Source organism: Cupriavidus basilensis, assembly GCF_008801925.2.
Taxonomy (GTDB): Bacteria; Pseudomonadota; Gammaproteobacteria; order Burkholderiales; family Burkholderiaceae; genus Cupriavidus; species Cupriavidus basilensis.
This window is the reverse complement of record NZ_CP062806.1, coordinates 304,843-323,395: the sequence shown is the minus strand read 5'-3', so window position 1 is coordinate 323,395 and position 18,553 is coordinate 304,843. Positions and strand designations below refer to the sequence as shown.

The 18,553-nt window shown below is 62.6% G+C and carries 18 protein-coding genes; 6 read left to right on the top strand and 12 right to left on the bottom strand.

Annotated elements, in window-relative coordinates; genetic code table 11:
• Nucleotides 1–48 precede the first annotated feature (48 nt).
• Nucleotides 49–1,272 (bottom strand): substrate-binding domain-containing protein, encoded by a 1,224-nt coding sequence (locus tag F7R26_RS39070; protein ID WP_170301798.1) that lies wholly within the window; start codon nt 1,270–1,272, stop codon nt 49–51.
• A gap of 199 nt (nt 1,273–1,471) precedes the next feature.
• Between F7R26_RS39070 and F7R26_RS39065 the strand changes: the two genes are divergently transcribed.
• The 4 genes from F7R26_RS39065 to F7R26_RS39050 all read left to right on the top strand — a co-directional run bounded on the left by F7R26_RS39065 (nt 1,472) and on the right by F7R26_RS39050 (nt 4,011).
• Nucleotides 1,472–1,621: a hypothetical protein gene (locus F7R26_RS39065; protein WP_170301797.1), complete on the top strand. Its 150-nt coding sequence runs from the start codon at nt 1,472–1,474 to the stop codon at nt 1,619–1,621.
• Nucleotides 1,622–1,850: 229 nt separating this feature from the next.
• Nucleotides 1,851–2,567: a hypothetical protein gene (locus tag F7R26_RS39060; protein ID WP_150984861.1), complete on the top strand. Its 717-nt coding sequence runs from the start codon at nt 1,851–1,853 to the stop codon at nt 2,565–2,567.
• Nucleotides 2,564–3,544: a type II secretion system minor pseudopilin GspK gene (gene gspK / locus F7R26_RS39055; protein WP_150984860.1), complete on the top strand. Its 981-nt coding sequence runs from the start codon at nt 2,564–2,566 to the stop codon at nt 3,542–3,544. The genes F7R26_RS39060 and gspK overlap by 4 nt, the downstream gene beginning before the upstream one ends.
• Nucleotides 3,544–4,011, top strand: a complete 468-nt coding sequence (locus F7R26_RS39050; protein WP_150984859.1) for a lytic transglycosylase domain-containing protein — start codon at nt 3,544–3,546, stop codon at nt 4,009–4,011. The genes gspK and F7R26_RS39050 overlap by 1 nt, the downstream gene beginning before the upstream one ends.
• Before the next feature lie 21 nt (nt 4,012–4,032).
• Here the strand turns inward: F7R26_RS39050 and gspM are convergent, their stop codons facing one another.
• From gspM to gspG, 6 genes are all read right to left on the bottom strand, one after another.
• Nucleotides 4,033–4,617, bottom strand: a complete 585-nt coding sequence (gene gspM, locus F7R26_RS39045; RefSeq protein WP_170301796.1) for a type II secretion system protein GspM — start codon at nt 4,615–4,617, stop codon at nt 4,033–4,035.
• Nucleotides 4,614–5,927 carry a type II secretion system protein GspL gene (gene gspL / locus F7R26_RS39040; RefSeq protein ID WP_150984857.1) on the bottom strand — a complete coding sequence of 438 codons (1,314 nt, stop codon included), beginning with the start codon at nt 5,925–5,927 and terminating at the stop codon, nt 4,614–4,616. Before gspL ends, gspM begins: the two co-directional genes overlap by 4 nt.
• A 51-nt stretch (nt 5,928–5,978) precedes the next feature.
• Nucleotides 5,979–6,602, bottom strand: coding sequence for a PulJ/GspJ family protein (locus F7R26_RS39035; RefSeq protein WP_170301795.1), 624 nt, complete (start codon nt 6,600–6,602; stop codon nt 5,979–5,981).
• Between the two features lie 37 nt (nt 6,603–6,639).
• The gene (gene gspI / locus F7R26_RS39030) at nt 6,640–7,047 is read right to left on the bottom strand and encodes a type II secretion system minor pseudopilin GspI (RefSeq protein ID WP_150984855.1); all 408 of its coding nucleotides are present in this window, start codon (nt 7,045–7,047) and stop codon (nt 6,640–6,642) included.
• 73 nt (nt 7,048–7,120) lie between these two features.
• A complete protein-coding gene (gspH, locus tag F7R26_RS39025; protein WP_170301794.1) occupies nt 7,121–7,627 on the bottom strand; it encodes a type II secretion system minor pseudopilin GspH in 507 nt (168 codons plus the stop codon).
• 8 nt (nt 7,628–7,635) lie between these two features.
• A complete protein-coding gene (gene gspG, locus F7R26_RS39020) occupies nt 7,636–8,061 on the bottom strand; it encodes a type II secretion system major pseudopilin GspG (RefSeq protein WP_170301793.1) in 426 nt (141 codons plus the stop codon).
• On the opposite strand from gspG, the gene F7R26_RS39015 reads away from it, so the two are divergent.
• Nucleotides 8,003–8,827 carry a hypothetical protein gene (locus F7R26_RS39015; protein ID WP_170301778.1) on the top strand — a complete coding sequence of 275 codons (825 nt, stop codon included), beginning with the start codon at nt 8,003–8,005 and terminating at the stop codon, nt 8,825–8,827. The genes gspG and F7R26_RS39015 overlap by 59 nt on opposite strands.
• A 159-nt stretch (nt 8,828–8,986) precedes the next feature.
• On the opposite strand, the gene F7R26_RS39010 is transcribed toward F7R26_RS39015, so the two are convergent.
• The 5 genes from F7R26_RS39010 to F7R26_RS38990 all read right to left on the bottom strand — a co-directional run bounded on the left by F7R26_RS39010 (nt 8,987) and on the right by F7R26_RS38990 (nt 17,088).
• A complete protein-coding gene (locus tag F7R26_RS39010; RefSeq protein ID WP_150984852.1) occupies nt 8,987–11,113 on the bottom strand; it encodes a DNA/RNA non-specific endonuclease in 2,127 nt (708 codons plus the stop codon).
• An 86-nt stretch (nt 11,114–11,199) separates the two neighbouring features.
• Nucleotides 11,200–12,405: a type II secretion system inner membrane protein GspF gene (gene gspF, locus F7R26_RS39005; RefSeq protein ID WP_150984851.1), complete on the bottom strand. Its 1,206-nt coding sequence runs from the start codon at nt 12,403–12,405 to the stop codon at nt 11,200–11,202.
• Nucleotides 12,406–12,419: 14 nt separating this feature from the next.
• Nucleotides 12,420–13,874, bottom strand: a complete 1,455-nt coding sequence (gspE, locus tag F7R26_RS39000; protein WP_150984911.1) for a type II secretion system ATPase GspE — start codon at nt 13,872–13,874, stop codon at nt 12,420–12,422.
• Nucleotides 13,874–16,240 carry a type II secretion system secretin GspD gene (gene gspD / locus F7R26_RS38995; protein WP_241754833.1) on the bottom strand — a complete coding sequence of 789 codons (2,367 nt, stop codon included), beginning with the start codon at nt 16,238–16,240 and terminating at the stop codon, nt 13,874–13,876. The genes gspE and gspD overlap by 1 nt, the downstream gene beginning before the upstream one ends.
• 392 nt (nt 16,241–16,632) lie before the next feature.
• Nucleotides 16,633–17,088, bottom strand: coding sequence for a type II toxin-antitoxin system prevent-host-death family antitoxin (locus tag F7R26_RS38990; protein WP_150984850.1), 456 nt, complete (start codon nt 17,086–17,088; stop codon nt 16,633–16,635).
• A gap of 727 nt (nt 17,089–17,815) precedes the next feature.
• Here F7R26_RS38990 and F7R26_RS38985 point away from each other — a divergent pair.
• Nucleotides 17,816–18,391, top strand: a complete 576-nt coding sequence (locus F7R26_RS38985) for a hypothetical protein (RefSeq protein WP_150984849.1) — start codon at nt 17,816–17,818, stop codon at nt 18,389–18,391.
• Nucleotides 18,392–18,553: the final 162 nt, after the last annotated feature.

The following is an 18,553-nucleotide window of genomic DNA, read 5'->3' as shown; positions in this document are numbered from 1 at the left end:
GAGATCTGCCGGCATTGCGCCGGCAGCTACTGCATCAATCGGCGCGTCTCAGCGGCCGGCCTTGCCCGAGCACGCGGTAGCGTTGCCGAGGTTCAGGTTATTGCCGCTGCTATTGGTCAGCAGGTTGTTGCGGATCGCAGTGACGATCGTGGCCGGCAGCTTGGCGAAGCCGTTGCCTTCGATTCGCGACGTGTTGTCGTTGACACCGCTATAGGTGTAGTGACGGTCTAGGAAGCCCAGGATCTTGCTCAGCACGCTGCTGTTGCTGTAGCACGTCACGTGGTCGAGGAAGGTCACGCCCGAAATCGGGTAGCCACTGGCGGGATCGGCGACCGTCGGCGCCCAGCTTGTCGGGTCAGCGAGATTGCTGCCCAGCGTCAGGTTGGTCAGAGCCAACGTGGTGTTGGCGGAAGAGGGCGTGTAGGCCGTGGAGTTGTTCTTGTTGCGCAGCGATGCAGCAGTCAGATTCTTCGTGGCCGCGGTCGAGGTCGGTGCCAGCGTCGTGTTGATGTAATCCGGGCTGAGGTAACCGATGACATTGGTGCGAGCATCGATCGCATCACGGACACCAGCGCTCAGCGATGCAGCTACAAAGTTCGTGCTCACGTTCTTCGGGTTGAGCGGGTCGTTGGGCGCGGCATTGATCAGCGCCACAACGTCGGAGAAGCGCGTGGTGACCGGAAAGTTGATCAGGGAATTGCCTGATGCCGTGCTGCAGACCGCGTTCAGGTGGCGGGTGAAGATCTCGGTCGTGCCGCTGCTGTCGCTGCGGTAGACGACATTGATGTCGCTGGCGGGATAGCTGGCGTTGACCTTGTCCCAGGTCTTCCACTTGCCGGAGAAGATGCCGCACAGTTGGTTGGCGGTAAGGGTAAGGGCGCTCAGCGTACCGACCTTGAACGGAATGCCTACCGCAGTGCCGACGGAAGGCATCTGCACCAGATTGCCGTCAGTTGCAGCGCGGGTGTAGCCGCTGATGTCCGTCGACGACAGCACGGAATCGCTGCCGGCGAAATGAACCACCGCGTCGGTGCGCGGAGGCGTGTAGGTGTTGTTGAAGGCAGTTGCCACGTTGGTCAGCAGGGCCGTCTTGCCGGCACCGCTGCCTGTGGAGGCGTACAGATAGTCCGGAGCAAAGGCGCCGATTTCCGCCTTGTACAGAAACTCGGGCAGCGATGCGCCGCCGCCGACCACGTTTTGGGCCATGGCCGACGAGGCCGAGAAAGTGACGGCCAGGCAGGCCGCGTTGATCAGTGCGTGCTTCAGTTTCACAGTGCAACTCCCGTTGATTGGGTGGAAAGCATTGAAGGATTGATGCATGACTTCACTTGCCGCGGACGTCGTTTAGAAGGTGCTGGAGAGGTCGCCGTCCGCAATGAAATTATTGGATGACGAAATGAAGAAGGCGGGATGAAATGGTGAAGAGACGACGAAGCTGGCTCATGCATTTTCGTCATTTAGCGAGCGAAAAATGGTGCGTCGCGAATATGAAGCGCGGACTTCTGATCGGGCGTTGCTTATGGCGATTGCTACGGCGGCGATGCGGGTCTTCTTGTCTTTTTTTTTAACGGAAATGATCAGAAAAATCCAAGGTATCACGGCGATCGCGATATTCGCCTGATGGCCGTGATCTTCGCAGATTTTGTCATGGGTACGCAAATCGCTGTTTGTAGCTTAGCGCTAACGCGGCCGGAATGAGCCAGCGACGACAGGGTGCTTCGGAACAAGGGCGAGTGACTGTGTATCTTCAAAACGGGCACGAGTCGGGCCAGGCGCCAGGGGAGCACTGCGGACACTCTGGACTTGAGGTCCGTTCGATGAATCTGGTATTGCATCCAAGAGAAGCGCGCATGATCACGCTGCAGGCGTATCTCGATGAATTTGGTAGTAGCTTGACACCAGGTCGTTTGCCGCAGGCGCGTTGTCCGATCTGTCATCAGCCGCTCCTACTGATCGCCGCATGCAGCCTGCGCATCAAGCCGCGTTTCAGCCACGACACGCACAAGCGATCTCGTTGTCCGCTGGTGCGAAATGGCGACTCGCCCGAGGAGATCACCGTGACTGCGGAACCCAATGGAGCGCTGGCTGCATGGCATCGCGCTCGCTTCTTGCGCAAGTGGCAATGGCACCTTGGCTTGATGCGTCACGTACACTATGTCCCTTCCCTGACGATACAGCGCTTTATCTCGTTGATTGACGTGGCGACGTGTCGCAATCTTTGGGCCTACCCCGGGTTGCGAGAAGAGTGCGTGCCATATGTGCTGCTCGCCTACGCAGGCTTCATGCGCGGCGAACGTGGATATCGTGAGGGCGGTAGCTGGGTACGATTCTGGTTTGATGCCACCGTGCGCGACATTCGTGATCTCCATGAGCCTCGTACGGATCCACCGCGTTTTTTTCGCACGCACTATGCACGCCCGCGGGCCGCGCCGCTGCCGGCGCAACATCACCTATTTCATGTGCAGGAGGTGGGCTTGCTGGGGAGCTATCTCGAAGAGCCGGCTCCGAACGTATCCACGTCCGACATCGAAGCGTTCTGGGCGCTTGCGGGGCGGACGTCGCCATGAGATCACGGGAGAGCGGTGCTGCCGTGGTGACGGCGTTGCTGGTGGTGGCGCTGGCGACGACGCTGGTCGCAACCATGTTCGCACAGCAGCAAGTGGCCACACGTTCAGTGGAGGCGCATCGTCTGCGCATGCAGGCAGAATCCATGCAGGGGCTCGTGGTGGAGCGGGCGCGATTGCAGCTGCTCGATAGCAGCCGGGTGGCATCCGTCGATCACCTGCGCCAGCGCTGGGCCCAGCCGCTGCAGCCCATACGTGCGGCGGAGTTGCTCGGCCCCCAGGCCGCGCGCCTGGCTGGCTTCTCGGATGCTCCGCAAGCCATGATGGTCAGCTCGCGCGTGCTGGATGCGCAGGCGCGTTTCAACCTGGCAACCTTGATTGCACCCGGAGAAGCCGGTAAGCCGGCCGGGGTTCGTGTCAGTGGCGTGGCACTCTATCAGCGGCTTCTCACCTCCTTGTCGTTGAACCCGGGGCTGGCCTCGGTGACAGCGACATACATGCTAAAGACCACTCAGGGTGGTGGCTCGGCACGAGAGGGCCTGCCGCTTGTGCAGATGCGGGATCTGCTCGCCATTCCCGGCTATACGCGGGATACGGTTCGCGCGCTGATTCCCTACGTGGTGATACTTCCGGTCGCGACTTCGATCAACCTCAACACGGCCGAGGCGCAGGTGCTGGCCGCATGCATTCCCGGTTTGTCCGTGTCGCAGGCCAGCGCCTTGGTGTCGGACCGGGAGCGGGCGTACTTTCGTGATGTGGGCGACCTTAGCATCAGGCTCAAGGCCATCGCGCCGGGACTGCCTGAGCCGCAAGGCCTGCTCCTAGAGACGCGCAGCCAGTACTTCCTGGTACAAGGTGAGGTTCGCAACGCGCGTGCCGTATTGCGTCTAGAGGCATTGGTGCTGCGTGAGGGCATTGGCGCAGCCGTGCGTACGCGAGTGGTGTGGTCTAACGATCCTGAAACGCAGGAACTCGATTGATGCGCAGGGCGATGACGTATGGATTCGGGATGGTACTGCTCATAGCACCTTGCGCGCTGGCGTACGCAGACTGCTTTGAAGCTGCCGGTACCTATCATGGCGTGAATCCGGTGATCTTGCGCGCGATCGCGTGGCAGGAGTCGCGCTTTCGGCCAGACGCCGTCAATCGCAATGCCAATCAGTCGGTGGACATGGGGATGATGCAGATCAACTCGATTCACTTGCCGGAGTTGAGTCGCTATGGCGTCGAGGCAAAGACGCTCTACGATGGTTGCGCCAGCATCTATATCGGAGCTTGGCACCTGCGTCGCAAGATGAACAAGTATGGCAACACCTGGACGGCTGTTGGCGCCTACCATTCGGAGACACCCGCGCTGCGGGACCGCTATGCTGCGTCCGTTGTGGCGATCATCCGTGGATGGTCGATCCCGGCGGCTGGCGGGAACACGCGCCCTGCCTCAGATTGAGCAGGCGGATGGGCTCGGGGCCTAGCGCTTGGCCCCACTAGGCGCGCTCAGCTCCGCCTCTATGGAAACCTGTCCCTCTTCCGCACCAGTCACAGTTTTAGCGTCCAGTTGCAGTGGCTTGACCCCATACTCCTTGCGCACGGATTCCAGCCACTGCATCCAGGCGTGGAACGAGATGCGAGGCACCCGCACTCGCAACGTGCTGCCTTCGACCCTGACGCTGGCATCCGCTATGCCATGGCGCGCCAGTGCGGCTGTCAGCGCGGATTTCCATTCGCCTGGCGTGTGCGCCGTTGGGTCGGGCAGAGCGCGCAGCGCTGCGGCTTGGGCCGCCAGCGCCTGTATTTGCGCCGCCTGCTCACGCTGGAGTGGCAGATCGCGCTCCAGGCGTACGATGGCGTTTGTGGCAGGCTCCCAGCCAACATACCAGCCCAGCGTGGCTGAGAGGACCAGTGCGCACAACAGCAGTGCACGCCGTTCTCGCGGGGCTCGGGCTAGCCAAGCGGCGCGAGCCCTTGCTAAGAGCGGCCTCACGTGAAGTGCATACCTGCGCAGCAGTTGACGGGGCAGCATGGCGAGCTGCTCATCATCGGCCTGGGATTTCATGTGCGGCTCCTCAGGATCCATTGGCCGTCCTCCAGGCGCGCACTCACGCCGGCCTTCTCGAGGCGGGATCGCAGGCCATCGGTGTCAATCTTTGCATTACTGCCGGAGGAGATCAAGCGCACGCGAAGGCTACCCTCGTGGTAGCCAATCTCGCTGACAGCGGTGACGGGGACCGGGCCCAGCGCAGTGGCGAAGCGATCGGCGAGTATTGCAAAATCTCCTGCGGCGGGTTGGCCCTTCGCTTCGCGGAGGCTATTCAATTGTTGCTGCATCTGCGCCAGGGCATCGACGATCGGGCCAGTCTTGGGGAAATGCTCGCGAAGCACGCTGTTCATCGTTTCCGTTAGGGCATCCTGCTGACGCTGTAGTGACCACCATTGCGCATTAACCCCAGCTAGGCACAGCAGAATGGCTGCAAGCGCGAGGCCAAGCGGCCAGGCATTCGAGGCAGAGGCTGCCGCTCCACGGCGGTGGTTCGCCGTTAGTTCGAATTGGCAGGCGTCCATTTGCGGCAGGGCGCGTGCGCCGGCAATCCACAGCGTCCACTCCGCGGCCTGTGCGGGGCGATCGTCGGGAAGATGCTGATGCAGCGCTTTGTCGGCGTACAGCGTGCTGCCTGCCAGCGGGCCACAAATCCAAGCTAGTGCCTCTGCAGGGGGAAGTGCAATGCCATAGGTAGCGTCGCCGGACAGGCGCACGGTGAGCAACCACGGCGTATCGGCTACGCCGGCTCCGGTATTCGCGTCGGGCGCGGTGGCAACCCGGAAGTCGGAGTCGGGTTCCGGCAAGCCCCCGGTCGGCTGAGCTGCCGGAGCCGGCTCAAGTACGACGGTGCCGCAGCCGCGGTCTCCCGGCGGTAGGCAAAGTACAGCCGGCAGCAGGCGCAGGCGCCGTTGACCGAAGGCGCCCAGGAGGAGGCTGAACCATTGGCGGTCGGCTATGGCCAGTGTGGCTTGACCGTCGGCATGACGGGCCAAAACGGCGATATGGCAATGTTCGGCATCGCGTATCAGGTGTTCTTCGACCAGGCCCGGCAGGGTCTCGCGAAGCAGTGTGCCGGCGACGGCCGGCAGAGGCACGCGTAGCACGAGCATATCGCGAGAGTCGGCAAGCAGCACCGTTTCGCGTGCAAGCGGTAGTTCCGCGGATATAGCGTGGCCGGTCCGCAGCAGGTGCCCGTCTGCGTCAGCGATGGCATAGGCCAATGCGTCGTGCAGCGGGTCAAACAGGCTGGCTGCGCGATGCGCGGTCGACGGTGGCGCAGGGCAGGCCGGCAGGCGTACATAACAGGTCGCGACGGTTTCGGACATTGGATCGGCGCTCGTGGGAATTCGGAAGGTACTCGTGAAAAGGCGGGCGGCTTATGGAGTGGGTGCCAGAACGCGGCGGTAGGCGGTTGGCGGGGCTCCGGTCAATACCACGACTTCCACCCCGGTTACCCGGTTGAGTGGCAGTATGGGAGATGCACCTGCCATTACGGGCGGAGGGCGAACGCCGCCGTCACGCACGGCCCAGCCCGCGCTGATCGCATTGGCGGAGTTCCCGAGATTGCCGCTCGGATCAATCCAGCCGCGTACCTCTAGCCCAACGGCATGTTCGACCAGTGCCTGACGCTCGGAGGGCGGCGCTTCGAGCGCGGCGCGCGCAGCTTCCCGGCTGGCCACCGGGGCCGAGATGCTGCGCCACAAGATGCCATCTGCCGTGCGGTAACCGACCACTTGCCAGCGCGTCGGCTGGCCCGGCTCACGCAATGCGCGCACGATGTGCAACTGTGCGCCATCAAACTGGATCGCCCCGGCACCCAGTTGGGCGTCGGGCACGGCCTCGGCAAGATCGTAGCTGAGTTGGGCGAACAGGCGATCCAGCGAGCGGGTCTCCGCCATACTGTCGGCCACGGCATGCTGGCCGCGGATGATGCCATCGAGCGAGCGCCATGAGACCACTGCGATGATCGCCAGGATAGCGATGGCGATGATCATCTCCATCAACGTGAAGCCGCGACGCTCGCATATGGCGCGGTACTTACCGATCCGAACGCGAGCCATCTGTCATCACCGTGGCCAGTTGGGCAAGCCGCGTGCCTGCGTCATTGCTGTCGCTATTTCGATAGACCGAGATCACCACGAGGCGAATTAGTGGATCCGCGGTGGGACTGACGCTTTCCTCGCAGCGAAGCGCCACCCGCCCTTGGTCGCAGGCAAAGCGGCGCGTGCCGGGTTCCGGCCAACGTCTGGCCAGGCGCAGTTCGGCAAGCCGGTTGGCTGCGCTCCATTCGGCCACACTGCGCGCGCGCAGGCTGTCGCTGCTGTCGGCCAACAGACCGGCCACGCGTAGGCAGGCGCCGAGCGCCACGGCGACGATGGTCAGCGCTACCAGCACTTCGATCAGCGTGAACCCGCCAGGCGATGAGGGCCGAGGCTTAGCCGGCATAGGCCGTCCCGAGAGGCTGAGTACACGACAAACCATGCCGTGTGGCCGGCGTGTATGGCGCGCGGGCTGTCGCCTACTGCACCACATAGCGGCCTGGCGCGGTGGTTAGGATGCTGGCGCGTGCTCCGTCGCGCTCCAGCGTAATGGTGACCGTGGGCTCCATTGGCTCGCGTCCGAACAAGACTCTCACCGCGCCGGCCTGTGGCGCGGAATTCGGCTGCGCCACACTGAGCGCCGATAGCGGTGCCCCCCAACTGCCAGCTCGCAGTAACTCGTCGCGCATGGGTTGCCAGCCTTCTCCATCGCGGACCAGGAACCGGTAGCTTTGCGGCGTCGCTTCCCATGCGATGGGCTGCGCTCGCAGCCTGGCTTCCTGGTGCGCATCCTGTAGCAGCAGGATCAGTCGTTGGGCCTGATGCTGTAGCAAGTTGCGAGGGCTAGGCTGGGCATTGACCACAACAAGCCCGCTGACGATGCCGATGATGACCACCACCACCATCATCTCAAGCAGCGTGAAGCCGTATCGACTCTTGCCTGAATACTGACGGGCCGTGAGGCGGCGGCTTGGCGTGGCGATCATGACAGGGCCTATTCCCATGATCCGATGTCTGCGTCATTGCCAGCGCCGTTAGGTTGGCCGTCGGCGCCAAAGCTGAAGATGTCGATTTCGCCCCGGACGCCCGGATTCACGAACTGGTAAGGCTGGCCCCAGGCGTCCTTGGGCAGTTTCTCGAGGTATCCGCCACTCTTCCAGTTGTTGGGCAGCGGCTCCACCGTCGGGCGCGCGATGAGGGCTTGCAGTCCCTGTTCGGCCGTGGGATATCGACCATTGTCAAGTCGGTACAGCTTGAGCGCCTGCATGATCGCGGCGATATCCTGGCGTGCTGCGACTCGCCGGGCCTCGTCTGGCCGGCTCATGATCTTGGGCACTACCAGCGCGGCCAACACACCGAGAATGACGATCACCACCATGATTTCGATTAGGGTAAAGCCGGCGGCGGAACGTGTCCGCATGGTCGTTGGCGCTGTGGGCAAATTCATCGTAGTTTCCGCAAGAAGTCTGTCATGCGCGCGCGGTACAAAGCTGCAAGGGCCGCGCTCCGGGATGGGCCAGGGTGATTCTGTCGAAGATGTGGGGCAAACCGGTTACGCGCCTTACGCGGTTTCTGACACCAAAACTTCATACGAGAGGCTCACCGCCATGACCCGGTCAATATTCGCGCGTGTGCGCGGCTCCGCGCTGGTGGCCCGCTTTGCGCATCCAGCGGTCTATCGCCAGCGACTCCTCACACTCGTTTGCGCGTTGGCCTGCATCGCCGCGGCGGGATACTGGGGCACGCGCCTGCACGCCGCGAGGCAAGCTAGCGTGCCGGCGTCCAAGGCAATCTCGGCTCCATTTGTATCGGGAGAGGGAGCGCGGCTGTTCGGTGCCCGTCCGGCCAAGGATAGTGAACTTCCAATCATGGTTAGCGGCGTCATTCGCACCGGCAGAGATGCTGGGGAGGCCAGTGGCGCAGCGGTGATCGCAGTGAATGGCAAGCCGCCACGGCTTGTGCTGACTGGGCGCGAAGCGGCGCCAGGCCTGGTGCTAGAGGAGGTTGGCGAGCGCTTGGTTGTGCTGTCAAGCTACGGCGTACGACGGGAGGTGCGCATGGCGGCAGCGCCGAAGGTACCGGTACTGTCTTCTTTTACGACGATTGGTGGGCATGAGTGGGATGACGGTGCGCCAGCACTTGTGAGTAATGTGCCGCGGGCCGGCTCACAGACCGCAGTCAAATAGCAGCGAGCCGCAGATACGGCTTGCTGACGATGTGTGGGCGCGATACGCAACTGCCTTGCATATCGAGAAAGGTTGAGCGGATGGCGATGTCCGTTCTTCGGATCAGAGGTCCGTCCTTCGCCAATCCATTCCTCGATACATCGGCCTTTGGCGATGGCCTCAGAGCGCGTCTTCCCACGCCGTCATCGGCCGGGGAACAGCTTCGGCGCCTGGCCGGCTCTTGTAGGTGTCGTACTGTGCGAAGCCCGAGAAGTCCAGACCGGTCAGGCTGGCAAGCTTGGCCACGCCAATCCTAAAGGTCTCCACGACCGGGGCGATGTCGTCCGCAGGTGGCTTGAGGGCGACGCGCGCTTCCTTGAGCAGCTTTTCCTGGCTGACCACGAAGGCGCTTGCCTGCGGCTGCTGGTCGGGGCCTACGCGCAAGACCACCTTCCAGAACAGTAGTGGCACATTAATACCGTCGCAAGGTGCCACATTGTCGTCGTCGAGGACTGGCCCCGTTAGCACGGTGACCTTGGCGTTAATCTTCAGTACGCCGAATTCGAGAATGTAGCGCTCCAGGCCTTGCCAGAACTTGATGCTCTCGTTGAAGCGGAAGTGTTGCGGCGTGCAATTCGTCCGGTGGAACGTATCCGCATTAGCTCTGGCTGCTTGCTCCGGCGTGCCCCAGGTGGGATCGCTGCGGCGCGTGAGGTGGCCACGATCGAAGTACGTACTCCACGCGCCATAGAAGTCTTGGCCAATATAGTAGCGAGGGTCCATGCGGTCGTCGTCGTACCAGCTGTCACCTTCCGGCCCGACTTTGGGCGCGCCGGTATCGCGATCAATGTCGATATAGTGCGCGGCGTCGATATTCACGGCCGACACGAATGCCATCCGGCGCGGTGCGCAGATCATGATGGAGAAATTCTCGTACTCAAGCAGGGCAGGGTTACCGGGCACGCCGTTCTTCAGGGGCGCGATTTCGCCGGAGCGTGCTTGTACGAGATCAGGCAGTGCAATGGCGAGGCCGTCGATGAAGTGCGGGTTGTAGCCGTTGCGGTTTTTATAGTTCCGGTCGAGTCGCATGCGCTCGGCATATTGCAGCCCGCGCGGCAGTGTTTCGCTTGCGGAGGGCAGCACCAGTGCGGATTGGCTTGCTGAGAGGTGCTGCGTGTCGGCTTGCCGCGCGACGCGCACGCTGATCTCCAGCGGTACCAGGACAACCTGGCGGGTTTCCGTGTTTTCTGCGTTTTCAGCGGACATGGTGCTTCCCGTGGCGATTGGTTGTAGGGATTCGCCCCCGAGGTGGAGGACGTGGGCGCCCGGCGGTGGGTTTCCGGGTGCCAGTGGGGCAATCGGGACGGCGGTGGGCAGCGCCGCGTCGCCGGTAGCCAGCGCGGCGCCTAGCAGGGCCTGGGCGGGGGCGGCGAGGCTTGCGAGGTCTCGTCGCAGTTGAGCGACGATGGCGCTTGCGCGAATGCCCTCATTGACTGTCATGGGGATGGCGACGCCGTCGAGTGAGACCGTATCCAGATGCGGGACGCCCCAGTGATGCAGCGCGACCACCTCCCAGTTGTCATTCGCGACGGGCGAGCCGGAGGAGCCTTCCTCGGTGTCGGCGGCGTAGTGCAGGCAATGCTCGGCGCCACCGCCTTCTCCGCGTGCCAGCAGGCGGTTTTCCCTCACCACGACTTGCTTGCGGCGGCCCTGTGGATGCTCGATGATGTTCACTGTCATCCCCAGCGCATGCTTGTCCGGACGGTCGCTCAGGCTCAGGTAGCCAAAGCTCGTAATGTCGTCCGGGCCGGCGAGCCGCTCACCCACCGCTACGATAGCGAAGTCAAGTTGATCGATCGGACTTGACAGCCAGAAGCGCTGAGGCGCGAGGGCAAAGCGTGAGCCGATCAAGGGCGTTCCGTCTTCTGTTGTCTCGAAGTTGAACTCGATCAGGGCGGCTGCGGCATCCGTGGCGGTCTCCAGCACATGGTTGTTAGTGATGAACAGGGCGGGACTGATCAGGAAGCCGGTTGCCAGTGCAGAGCCCGTGCCTGAGCGGACGATAGCGACGGCGCGGCTGCGACGGGTACCCAAGGCAAGGAATGAGGTTGGCAGGTAATCGATACTGTCGCCCTGCAGCGATTCCGCGCCCATGCGTGCGGCAAAGTTCTTTGCCCTGGAGCGGTCCGGCTCCGCCGCCAACGGATCTTTGCTCCATACTGCCAGCAGTGAGGCTTTGCGCTGGTCGGCGGTGATTGCCGCGCGCTCGCGTACGAGGCTGTCCAGCTGTTGCTTGACGTCCTTCACGTTTACCTCCTAGGGGAATCCGATAGCGTGATTGCCAAGCTAGCGGCTGTTGATGACCGCCGGATGACGAAGTGACAGCGGCCGTGTTAGCGCACCATCTGGTTGATCTCCAGGATTGGCATCAGCACCGCAAGCACGATCAACAGCACCATCAGGCCCATGCCTAGTATCAGCGCAGGTTCTAGCAGGCCGGTGATGAACAGCGTCCGCCGCTCCAACTGACTGGCCTCGCCCTCGGCCGCGCGCTCGAGCATCTCAGGTAGCTTGCCGGTGGATTCGCCAGAGCGGATCAGATGAATCAGCACTGGCGGGAATTGGTTGGCGGACGCGAGGGCGCGGGCCAGTGATGTGCCCTCGCGCACACGCGAGATGGCGTCTTCCACGTTATCGCGTAATGCCACGTTGTTAAGGGTCTCACCGGCCGCCTGCAGTGCGCGCAGGATCGGGACGCCGGCGCTGGTGAGAATGGCCAGCGTGCTGGCGAAGCGCGCGGTGTTGTAGCCGCGCACAAGCTTTCCGAGCAGCGGCGCCGTGAGCAGCCAGGCATGCCAGCGGTGGCGCGGGCCGGGTAGGGCGAGTATGCGGCGAACCAGCCACGCTGCGGCGAAGCAAACGAGCGCGGCCAACCAGCCCCAGTCGCGCGCGAAATCGCTGCAGGCGAGCATGATGGTCGTAATCGTCGGCAGTTTCTGCTTGGTGGTGGTAAACACCCCTACCACTTGCGGGACCACGTAGGTCAGCAGGAAGACGACGATGCCGAACGCGACCACGGTGACCACAGCGGGATAGGTAAAGGCGAGCTTGATCTTCTGTGTCAATGCGTTGCGGCTCTCGATATAGTCCGCCAGCTTCGTCAGCACCACATGCAGCTTCCCGCTGTGTTCCCCGGCGGAAACCAGGGCGCGGTAGATGTCGGGAAAGTCCCGAGGGTGTTGCGAGAGTGCCGCGGAGAAGGATTGGCCAGAAATGACCTCGGCGCGGATCGCGCCGATGAGTTCCCTTACATAGGTACGCTCTGCCTGGTCGGCTAGTGCCCCCAGCGCTTCGTTGAGCGGAAGGCCGGCAGTAAGCAGGCTTGCCACCTGACGGGTGAAGAGCGCTTGCTCCTGGGTGCCCAGGCGACTGCCGAAGGTACCGCTTCCTGCCGGCGCGGCGGTCACTACCATAACTTTGAGGGGGGTCAGGCCGCGCGTGCGGAGTTGGCCGCGCGCGGCGCGGCTGCCCTCGGCCTCGATCATGCCGCGACAGATCTTGCCGGCAAAATCTACGGCTTCATAGCGAAAAGCTGGCATGCCGAGACTCCCTCTCAATCTTTGCTGACGCGCAGCACTTCTTCCAGCGAGGTCAGGCCGGCGTCGATCCAGCGCTGCCCATCCTGGCGCATGCTGAGCATGCCGGCGCTGACCGCCGCCGCGCGGATATCGGCATCGGCCGCACGTTGATGGATTTGCTTGCGCACCTGGTCGTCTACTACCAGCAGTTCGTAGATGCCGGAGCGGCCCTGGTATCCGGTGGGCCCACACCGGGTACACCCGCGGGGGTGCCAGAGACCTTCCTGTTCCCACTTGCAGGCCGGACACAGGCGCCGGACCAATCGCTGCGCCAGTACGCCGAGAAGGCTGGAGGCAAGCAAGTAGGGTTCTACCCCCATGTCGGTGAGCCGGGTGACTGCCGAAGCGGCATCGTTTGTATGCAGGGTCGCGAGCACGAGGTGGCCGGTCAATGAGGCCTGCACTGCAATCTGGGCTGTCTCCAGGTCACGGATTTCGCCAATCATGATGACGTCGGGGTCTTGGCGTAGGATAGCGCGCAGCGCCTTGCCGAAGGTCATATCGATACGCGCGTTGACCTGGGTCTGGCCGATGCCGTCCAAGTCATACTCAATAGGGTCCTCGACCGTCATGATGTTGGTGGCGGCAGCGTCCAGCCGGGACAAAGCGGCATACAGGGTCGTGGTTTTGCCCGAGCCTGTGGGGCCGGTGACCAGTACGATGCCGTGCGGCTGCTGGATCTGGCGATCGAACAGCCTCAGCGTATCCGCGCTCATGCCAAGTTTCGCCAGGTCAAGCCGGCTAGCATCTTTGTCAAGCAGGCGCAACACCGCCCGTTCGCCGTGTCCGGTGGGCAGAGTGGAGACGCGCACGTCCACGGCGCGGCCAGCCACCCGTAGCGTAATGCGCCCGTCTTGGGGCAGACGCTTCTCCGCGATATCCAGCTGCGCCATGATCTTGATGCGGGAGATCAGCGCGCCGTGCAGCGCCTTGTTGGGTCGGACGATATCGCGCATGGTGCCATCCACGCGCTGCCGCACCACCGAACTTTGTTCGAAGGCTTCGATGTGGATGTCCGACGCGCCCTCGCGCGCTGCCTGGGTGAGCAGGGCGTTGATCATGCGTATTACCGGCGCATCGTCCTCGGCTTCCAGCAGGTCTTCTACGGCTGGCAGCTCCTGCATCAGCCGCGACAGGTCGACCTCGCCCTCCACTTCTCCCACTACTTGCGCTGCGGAGCCTTCGTTGGCGGCATACGCTTGTGACAGAGCCTGCTGCAGTGCTTCGGCGCTAAGCATGACAAGGCGGTTGATGCCAAATGTTCGTACAGCTTCGGCGATGGCTTGGGCAGAGGTGTCGGGGCATAGCCACGCTTCCGGCACGTCACCGGGCCGCGGGACGACCAGCAGCCTAGCCGCTCGGGCCCAGGCATAGGGCACCAGGCGCGCGTTGGCAGAGCGACGGGAGGGGGTGGCGGCGGGCGTGACCATCATCCGCCTCGATCGTCGGGGCTTGTCACCGGCCGTACAGGGGTGGTGTTGGGCGTAACGGGTGCCGCGATCTCGCCTGCTGCGTCGGGCATGGGTCCCGCGGGACGCGGTGGGGGAGCGGAAAGGCCGCTGCCTCCGGCCTGCGGGCGGGCAGGAGGCACCGCGCGGCGGTTGCCCAAGGGCAGCGGCGCGCCGTCCGGCTGTCCGGACGTTGCCGGCAATTGCGGCGTATCGTCATCGCGCACAAACCAGTTGTCGCTAGGGTAGCGTGCACCCTCGTTGCGCATGTAGTCATAGCGCGTCATTACGACATTGCGCGCGGAATCGGGCGTGCGTACGATGGTGGGCCGCAGGAACACCATCAGGTTGGTCTTGCGGCGTTGCTTGTTCTCGTAGCGGAACAGCGCGCCGAGCAACGGGATATCGCCAAGGCCCGGCACCTTGTCCACGCCTTCGTTGTAGGAATCCTGCATAAGGCCGCCGAGCACGATGATGTCACCGGTATCAACCATTACCGAGGTTTCCAGCGCGCGCTTGTTAGTGGTGGGACCGTTATTGCCGCCCGCCGAGATCACGTCCGATGTTTCTTGGTAGATCTGCAACTTGACGCCGTCGCTGTCTGTGATCTGCGGGCGAACTCGCAAGGTCAATCCCACGTCCTGGCGTTCGATGGTCTGGAACGGCGTGACACTAGCCGAGCTGCCGGTCTGAGCGTAGGAGCCAGTGACGAAGGGCAGGTTTTGCCCGACCATGATACGGGCCTCCTCGTTATCCAGCGTCATCAAGTTCGGGGTGGACAGGATATTGACGCCCTGCTGTGTGCTAAGCGCGCGCAACAACGCATTGAGCCCCAACTTGCCGCTGATGACGCCGACATTCAGGCCGCCGGCACTGGCTACATTCGCCGCAAGCGATGGCAGGATGCCCCCACCGGTGACCGCGCCTGCGCCCAATGTGACGATGTTCTGTCCGCCGCTGCCGAAATTTGTGCCGCTGAATAGGCGTCCGTTCTGTACCTGCCACTGGATGCCGAGCTCAGCGGCGTTGTCCGAGGTGATCTCCACGATCATGGACTCGACGTAGACTTGGGCCCGGCGGGTATCTAGTTCGTCGATCAGTGCACGAAGGTTGCGATAGACCGGCTCGGAGGCCGTGATCAGCAGGGAGTTGGTGGCGGGGTCGGCTTGGATGGTACCGCCAGTGGTGGCAGGGGCCGCGCTGCCAGTGCTCGCCCCCATGCTCGAGGTGCCAAAGCCGCCGCCGGTTGTAGTGGTGGTGGTGCCGCTAAGCCCACCGCCCAGGGTCCCGCCTACGCCGCCGCCCGTGGGGAGAGGTGGCATCGACGGATAGGAGCCGCTGCTGGCTGTCGCTTGTGCGATGCCGCCGCTGTTCGTCATCGACAGCGTGGCGTCCGCCGCCACCAACGCCCGCAGGGTTTGGGCCAATGTGGTGGCACTCGCATTCTTGAGCGGCACCATATACATATTGCCTGGGCGGCTGGAAGGACGGTCCAGCTTGGCCACCAGCGCCTTGGATTGCTGCAGCCGCTCCGTGCTTGGGGCGCGGATCAGCAGTGTGTTGCTGCGCGGCTCTGCCACCACCGATACGCGAAGGCCGGCTTCGCCACTGCCGCCGCTTGCGCTGCCGGCAGTGGCACTGCCGCTGGTCGCGGCGTTACCCGGATCGAGCATGCGCTGCAGCAGGACTGCCACATCGCTGGCAATCACGTGGCGCAGCGGCACCACCTCCACATCGCCTCCTGCCACGCCTTTGTCGACGGCAGCGATGATGTCGGCGATGCGGCGCACGTTGTCGGCGTAGTCTGTGACAACGATGGTGTTGTTGTTTGCGTAGGCATTGATCACGCTGTTCGGCGTGATCAACGGGCGCAGCACGGGTATCAGCGTGGTTGCGGACTCCTGCTTGAGGCGGAATACCTGCGTGATGACCTGATTGCCACGCGTGCCGGTCTCGTTTGCGTTGCCAATGACCGTCGCCATCGCCTGAAGTTTTGCGTCGGCCTCGGGAATGACCTTCAAGATGTCGCCGTCCTCCACCATGGCATAGCCTTGCAAGCGCAGGGCCGACTGCAGCGTGCGCATGGCTTGCGCGGTGGTCAGCGGCTTGTCCGAGGACAGGCTGAGCGAGCCTTTGACACGAGGGTCGAGCAGCACTGTCTTTCCGTGCGCAGTAGCGATGGCCTGCACTACCTGGACAATCTCAGCGTTGTCGAACTCCAGCGTAACGCGTTGCTGAGGTTGCGGGGAGACCTGCGCCGAAAGCACCCCTTGCGGCAGGTTGGCAGTCAAGGCAAGCAGCAGTGCGCAGGCGCGCGCAGGATTGCATTTGAGGTTCATGTTCGGCATGCGGGATGGCCGTGACTGGGGTCGCTTTAGCACGGCGACAGTAAGTTGGCGGAATGCCGTCGGGGTGGCGCGTCACCAAAGGTTGCTGGTGGGACATGGCAGAGCGCATACGCTATCTGGTTAGTGCAACAGAGCCATGGCGTCGAAAGGCCAGTTCTTGCCATCAGGATGTCATCTTGCGCGCGCCTCGCGGTTTGGCCCATTCCTTGCGCGGTGTGGTGCGGCGTACTGGCGCGAACGTACCCATTCGTCGTCAAGGAGTCGGCCTGCGGTATCCCCTATCCGACAGAGCGAGACGGCATACGGCGTCTCAAGTTGCCATGCGTGGCACATACGACATACCTTGTCTGGGGGACTGATTCCTGCTCGAGGTACGAACCCTCCTCCTGCGCTTATTCATTACCGCACGAGGTACCGGAGATGCTGACTTGCTTTATGGCGCTGTCGCCATTGACTTTTTCGGCCTTCTCCGCGCGATCGTTGGCGAGGAGGGTGCGCATCTCGACCCAGCACTCCGCAGACACTAGGTATGCATGCGGGCGTTGGTGCTTTGTGATCAGTACCGGTTGCTCTTGCGCGGCCTCCAAGGCACGGGAGGGGTTGGCACTGAACTTTGTTACGCTGATGACCCACTGGCTTTCCGTCATGCCGTAACCTTTTAATGTAGAGACGAGACGAGCGCCTTTGGAAAAATCAGGCGGTCGTCCGCAATCTCGGCGGGCGAAGCCATGTTGGCGGCTGGAGAAATGTGGTGTTGCTCTGCCCGGTTGGAGCGGCATCGGATCCTCGGAATTGCCTCGCTCTTTGCTTGCCTCGCCTGCGTTTTCAACGCGAGGCGCGACTGTCAAGATCCTTTCGGGTTCTAGTGAACACAGGCGTTTCGCCAAAGGCTCATGGGTTCGATGACGCGGGGTGATGATTGTGCGGCTGGCTCCCAGGCCCGTTCACGTGGTGCCCAGCGCAAACGGTATCGTGCTCGTCACAGCAATCGTAGGCAGAAATACCTGATGCTAAGAAGCCGAGATGGCGGATTCGTTACAAAATCTACAGAGATTGCGTCGGCGGTCTGTTGTTCGGCCCAGTAACCTATAGCCATCAGGGCTTCGGGGACGATTACCCCTATCAAGGGGGGTCCATCCGCGTGTCCTGAGCGCAGGGTTGAATGGCGCTTTTTCCGCCTGAAGCTATTGTCGCGAACGGTTTGCTCACGCTATGCCGTCCTGTCGGAGGTCGCGTTGACAGGACGCTTGCCATTTCCCCTACTCAGTTATCGCCATCCATGAAAGCCAATGTATTAATTGGATGCCGAATGTGACAAAAAAAATGCCACACCGAGGTAGTCAGGAAACGGCGCTGTGCGTTAATGAAATATGGTCGGGACCGCCGAAGTGTCACCCAACGAGCGGACCGGACTCTATGGACCTGCCTTGACCACGGGGAGCGGCAATTGTGGATAACACTTTAGGCCTAAATTCAAATATTGCGTTATCGAGTGTTGCGAAGGCTTTGCTCAAAGGCACCACGGCCTGTGGTTGCCGAGTTGTCGGCGCAAGCGGATGTGGGGGCGGTCCCACCTTGCTGCTGTTTGGTGGAGTGCCTGCACGGTCCGAGCGATTTTTGTATATAGAAGAGCCGTTGGCAGAGGCGCTCTCCGCAGTCGAGTGCATCCCATTCGAGGGCGTCACAAGGGATGTGGCCCTGGTCAGCGATTTGACCGAGGAAGGGAAGATCACTCTGCGTCTCTTGCCCGGAACGGATCAAGAGCAGGGCGTTTTCTTGCGAATCGAGGAGCTGGCGCCATTTCCCGGTGAGGACTCTTTGGTCGGGAATTTCGTCGGGCAGGTCTGGGCGCTTGAGGAGGGGGGCAAACTTGATATAGAAGTAACAGCCACCGAAGCTGGTTACCGCTTGTTGGCTCGTATCCCGGGCAACTGTGTTGCTTACGGCATCTTGGCCGATTCGGATTCCGGCTTGTCGCCTGTCGAATTGCGGATTGACGGTCCGCGTAGCTGCCTAATCAGGGGAAAGCCCCTCGTGGGGTACGCGTTCTGGCGACGTGATATGCCGATGTTTACCGTCGCCGTACCCCTTGCGGGCGGAGGGATTCTGTACGTTGGCCAACCACAGCGAGAGATAATTACGAGTTTGTAGGGGGGCTAGGCTGCCGAGGCCGGGACAAATCGCGCCATCGGATTCCTCGAACGCCGCGAGTTTGCCAACAGAGACGGAGTCACCGCTGTCTCCGGTGTCGAGACAACCGGCGTCGACTGCGGTTCAGTGCACCACGTGGCCTGCCGGACGCAGATCCAGTGC

Excerpts from the sequence above, each read along its gene's own strand:
- F7R26_RS39065 (WP_170301797.1), top strand. The coding sequence starts at position 1,472 with ATGGTGCGTCGCGAATATGAAGCGCGGACTTCTGATCGGGCGTTGCTT.
- F7R26_RS39060 (WP_150984861.1), top strand. The coding sequence starts at position 1,851 with ATGATCACGCTGCAGGCGTATCTCGATGAATTTGGTAGTAGCTTGACA.
- gspK (WP_150984860.1), top strand. The coding sequence starts at position 2,564 with ATGAGATCACGGGAGAGCGGTGCTGCCGTGGTGACGGCGTTGCTGGTG.
- F7R26_RS39050 (WP_150984859.1), top strand. The coding sequence starts at position 3,544 with ATGCGCAGGGCGATGACGTATGGATTCGGGATGGTACTGCTCATAGCA.
- gspM (WP_170301796.1), bottom strand. The coding sequence starts at position 4,617 with ATGAAATCCCAGGCCGATGATGAGCAGCTCGCCATGCTGCCCCGTCAA.
- gspL (WP_150984857.1), bottom strand. The coding sequence starts at position 5,927 with ATGTCCGAAACCGTCGCGACCTGTTATGTACGCCTGCCGGCCTGCCCT.
- F7R26_RS39035 (WP_170301795.1), bottom strand. The coding sequence starts at position 6,602 with ATGGAGATGATCATCGCCATCGCTATCCTGGCGATCATCGCAGTGGTC.
- gspI (WP_150984855.1), bottom strand. The coding sequence starts at position 7,047 with ATGCCGGCTAAGCCTCGGCCCTCATCGCCTGGCGGGTTCACGCTGATC.
- gspH (WP_170301794.1), bottom strand. The coding sequence starts at position 7,627 with ATGATCGCCACGCCAAGCCGCCGCCTCACGGCCCGTCAGTATTCAGGC.
- F7R26_RS39015 (WP_170301778.1), top strand. The coding sequence starts at position 8,003 with ATGACGATCACCACCATGATTTCGATTAGGGTAAAGCCGGCGGCGGAA.
- gspG (WP_170301793.1), bottom strand. The coding sequence starts at position 8,061 with ATGCGGACACGTTCCGCCGCCGGCTTTACCCTAATCGAAATCATGGTG.
- gspF (WP_150984851.1), bottom strand. The coding sequence starts at position 12,405 with ATGCCAGCTTTTCGCTATGAAGCCGTAGATTTTGCCGGCAAGATCTGT.
- gspE (WP_150984911.1), bottom strand. The coding sequence starts at position 13,874 with ATGGTCACGCCCGCCGCCACCCCCTCCCGTCGCTCTGCCAACGCGCGC.
- gspD (WP_241754833.1), bottom strand. The coding sequence starts at position 16,240 with ATGCCGAACATGAACCTCAAATGCAATCCTGCGCGCGCCTGCGCACTG.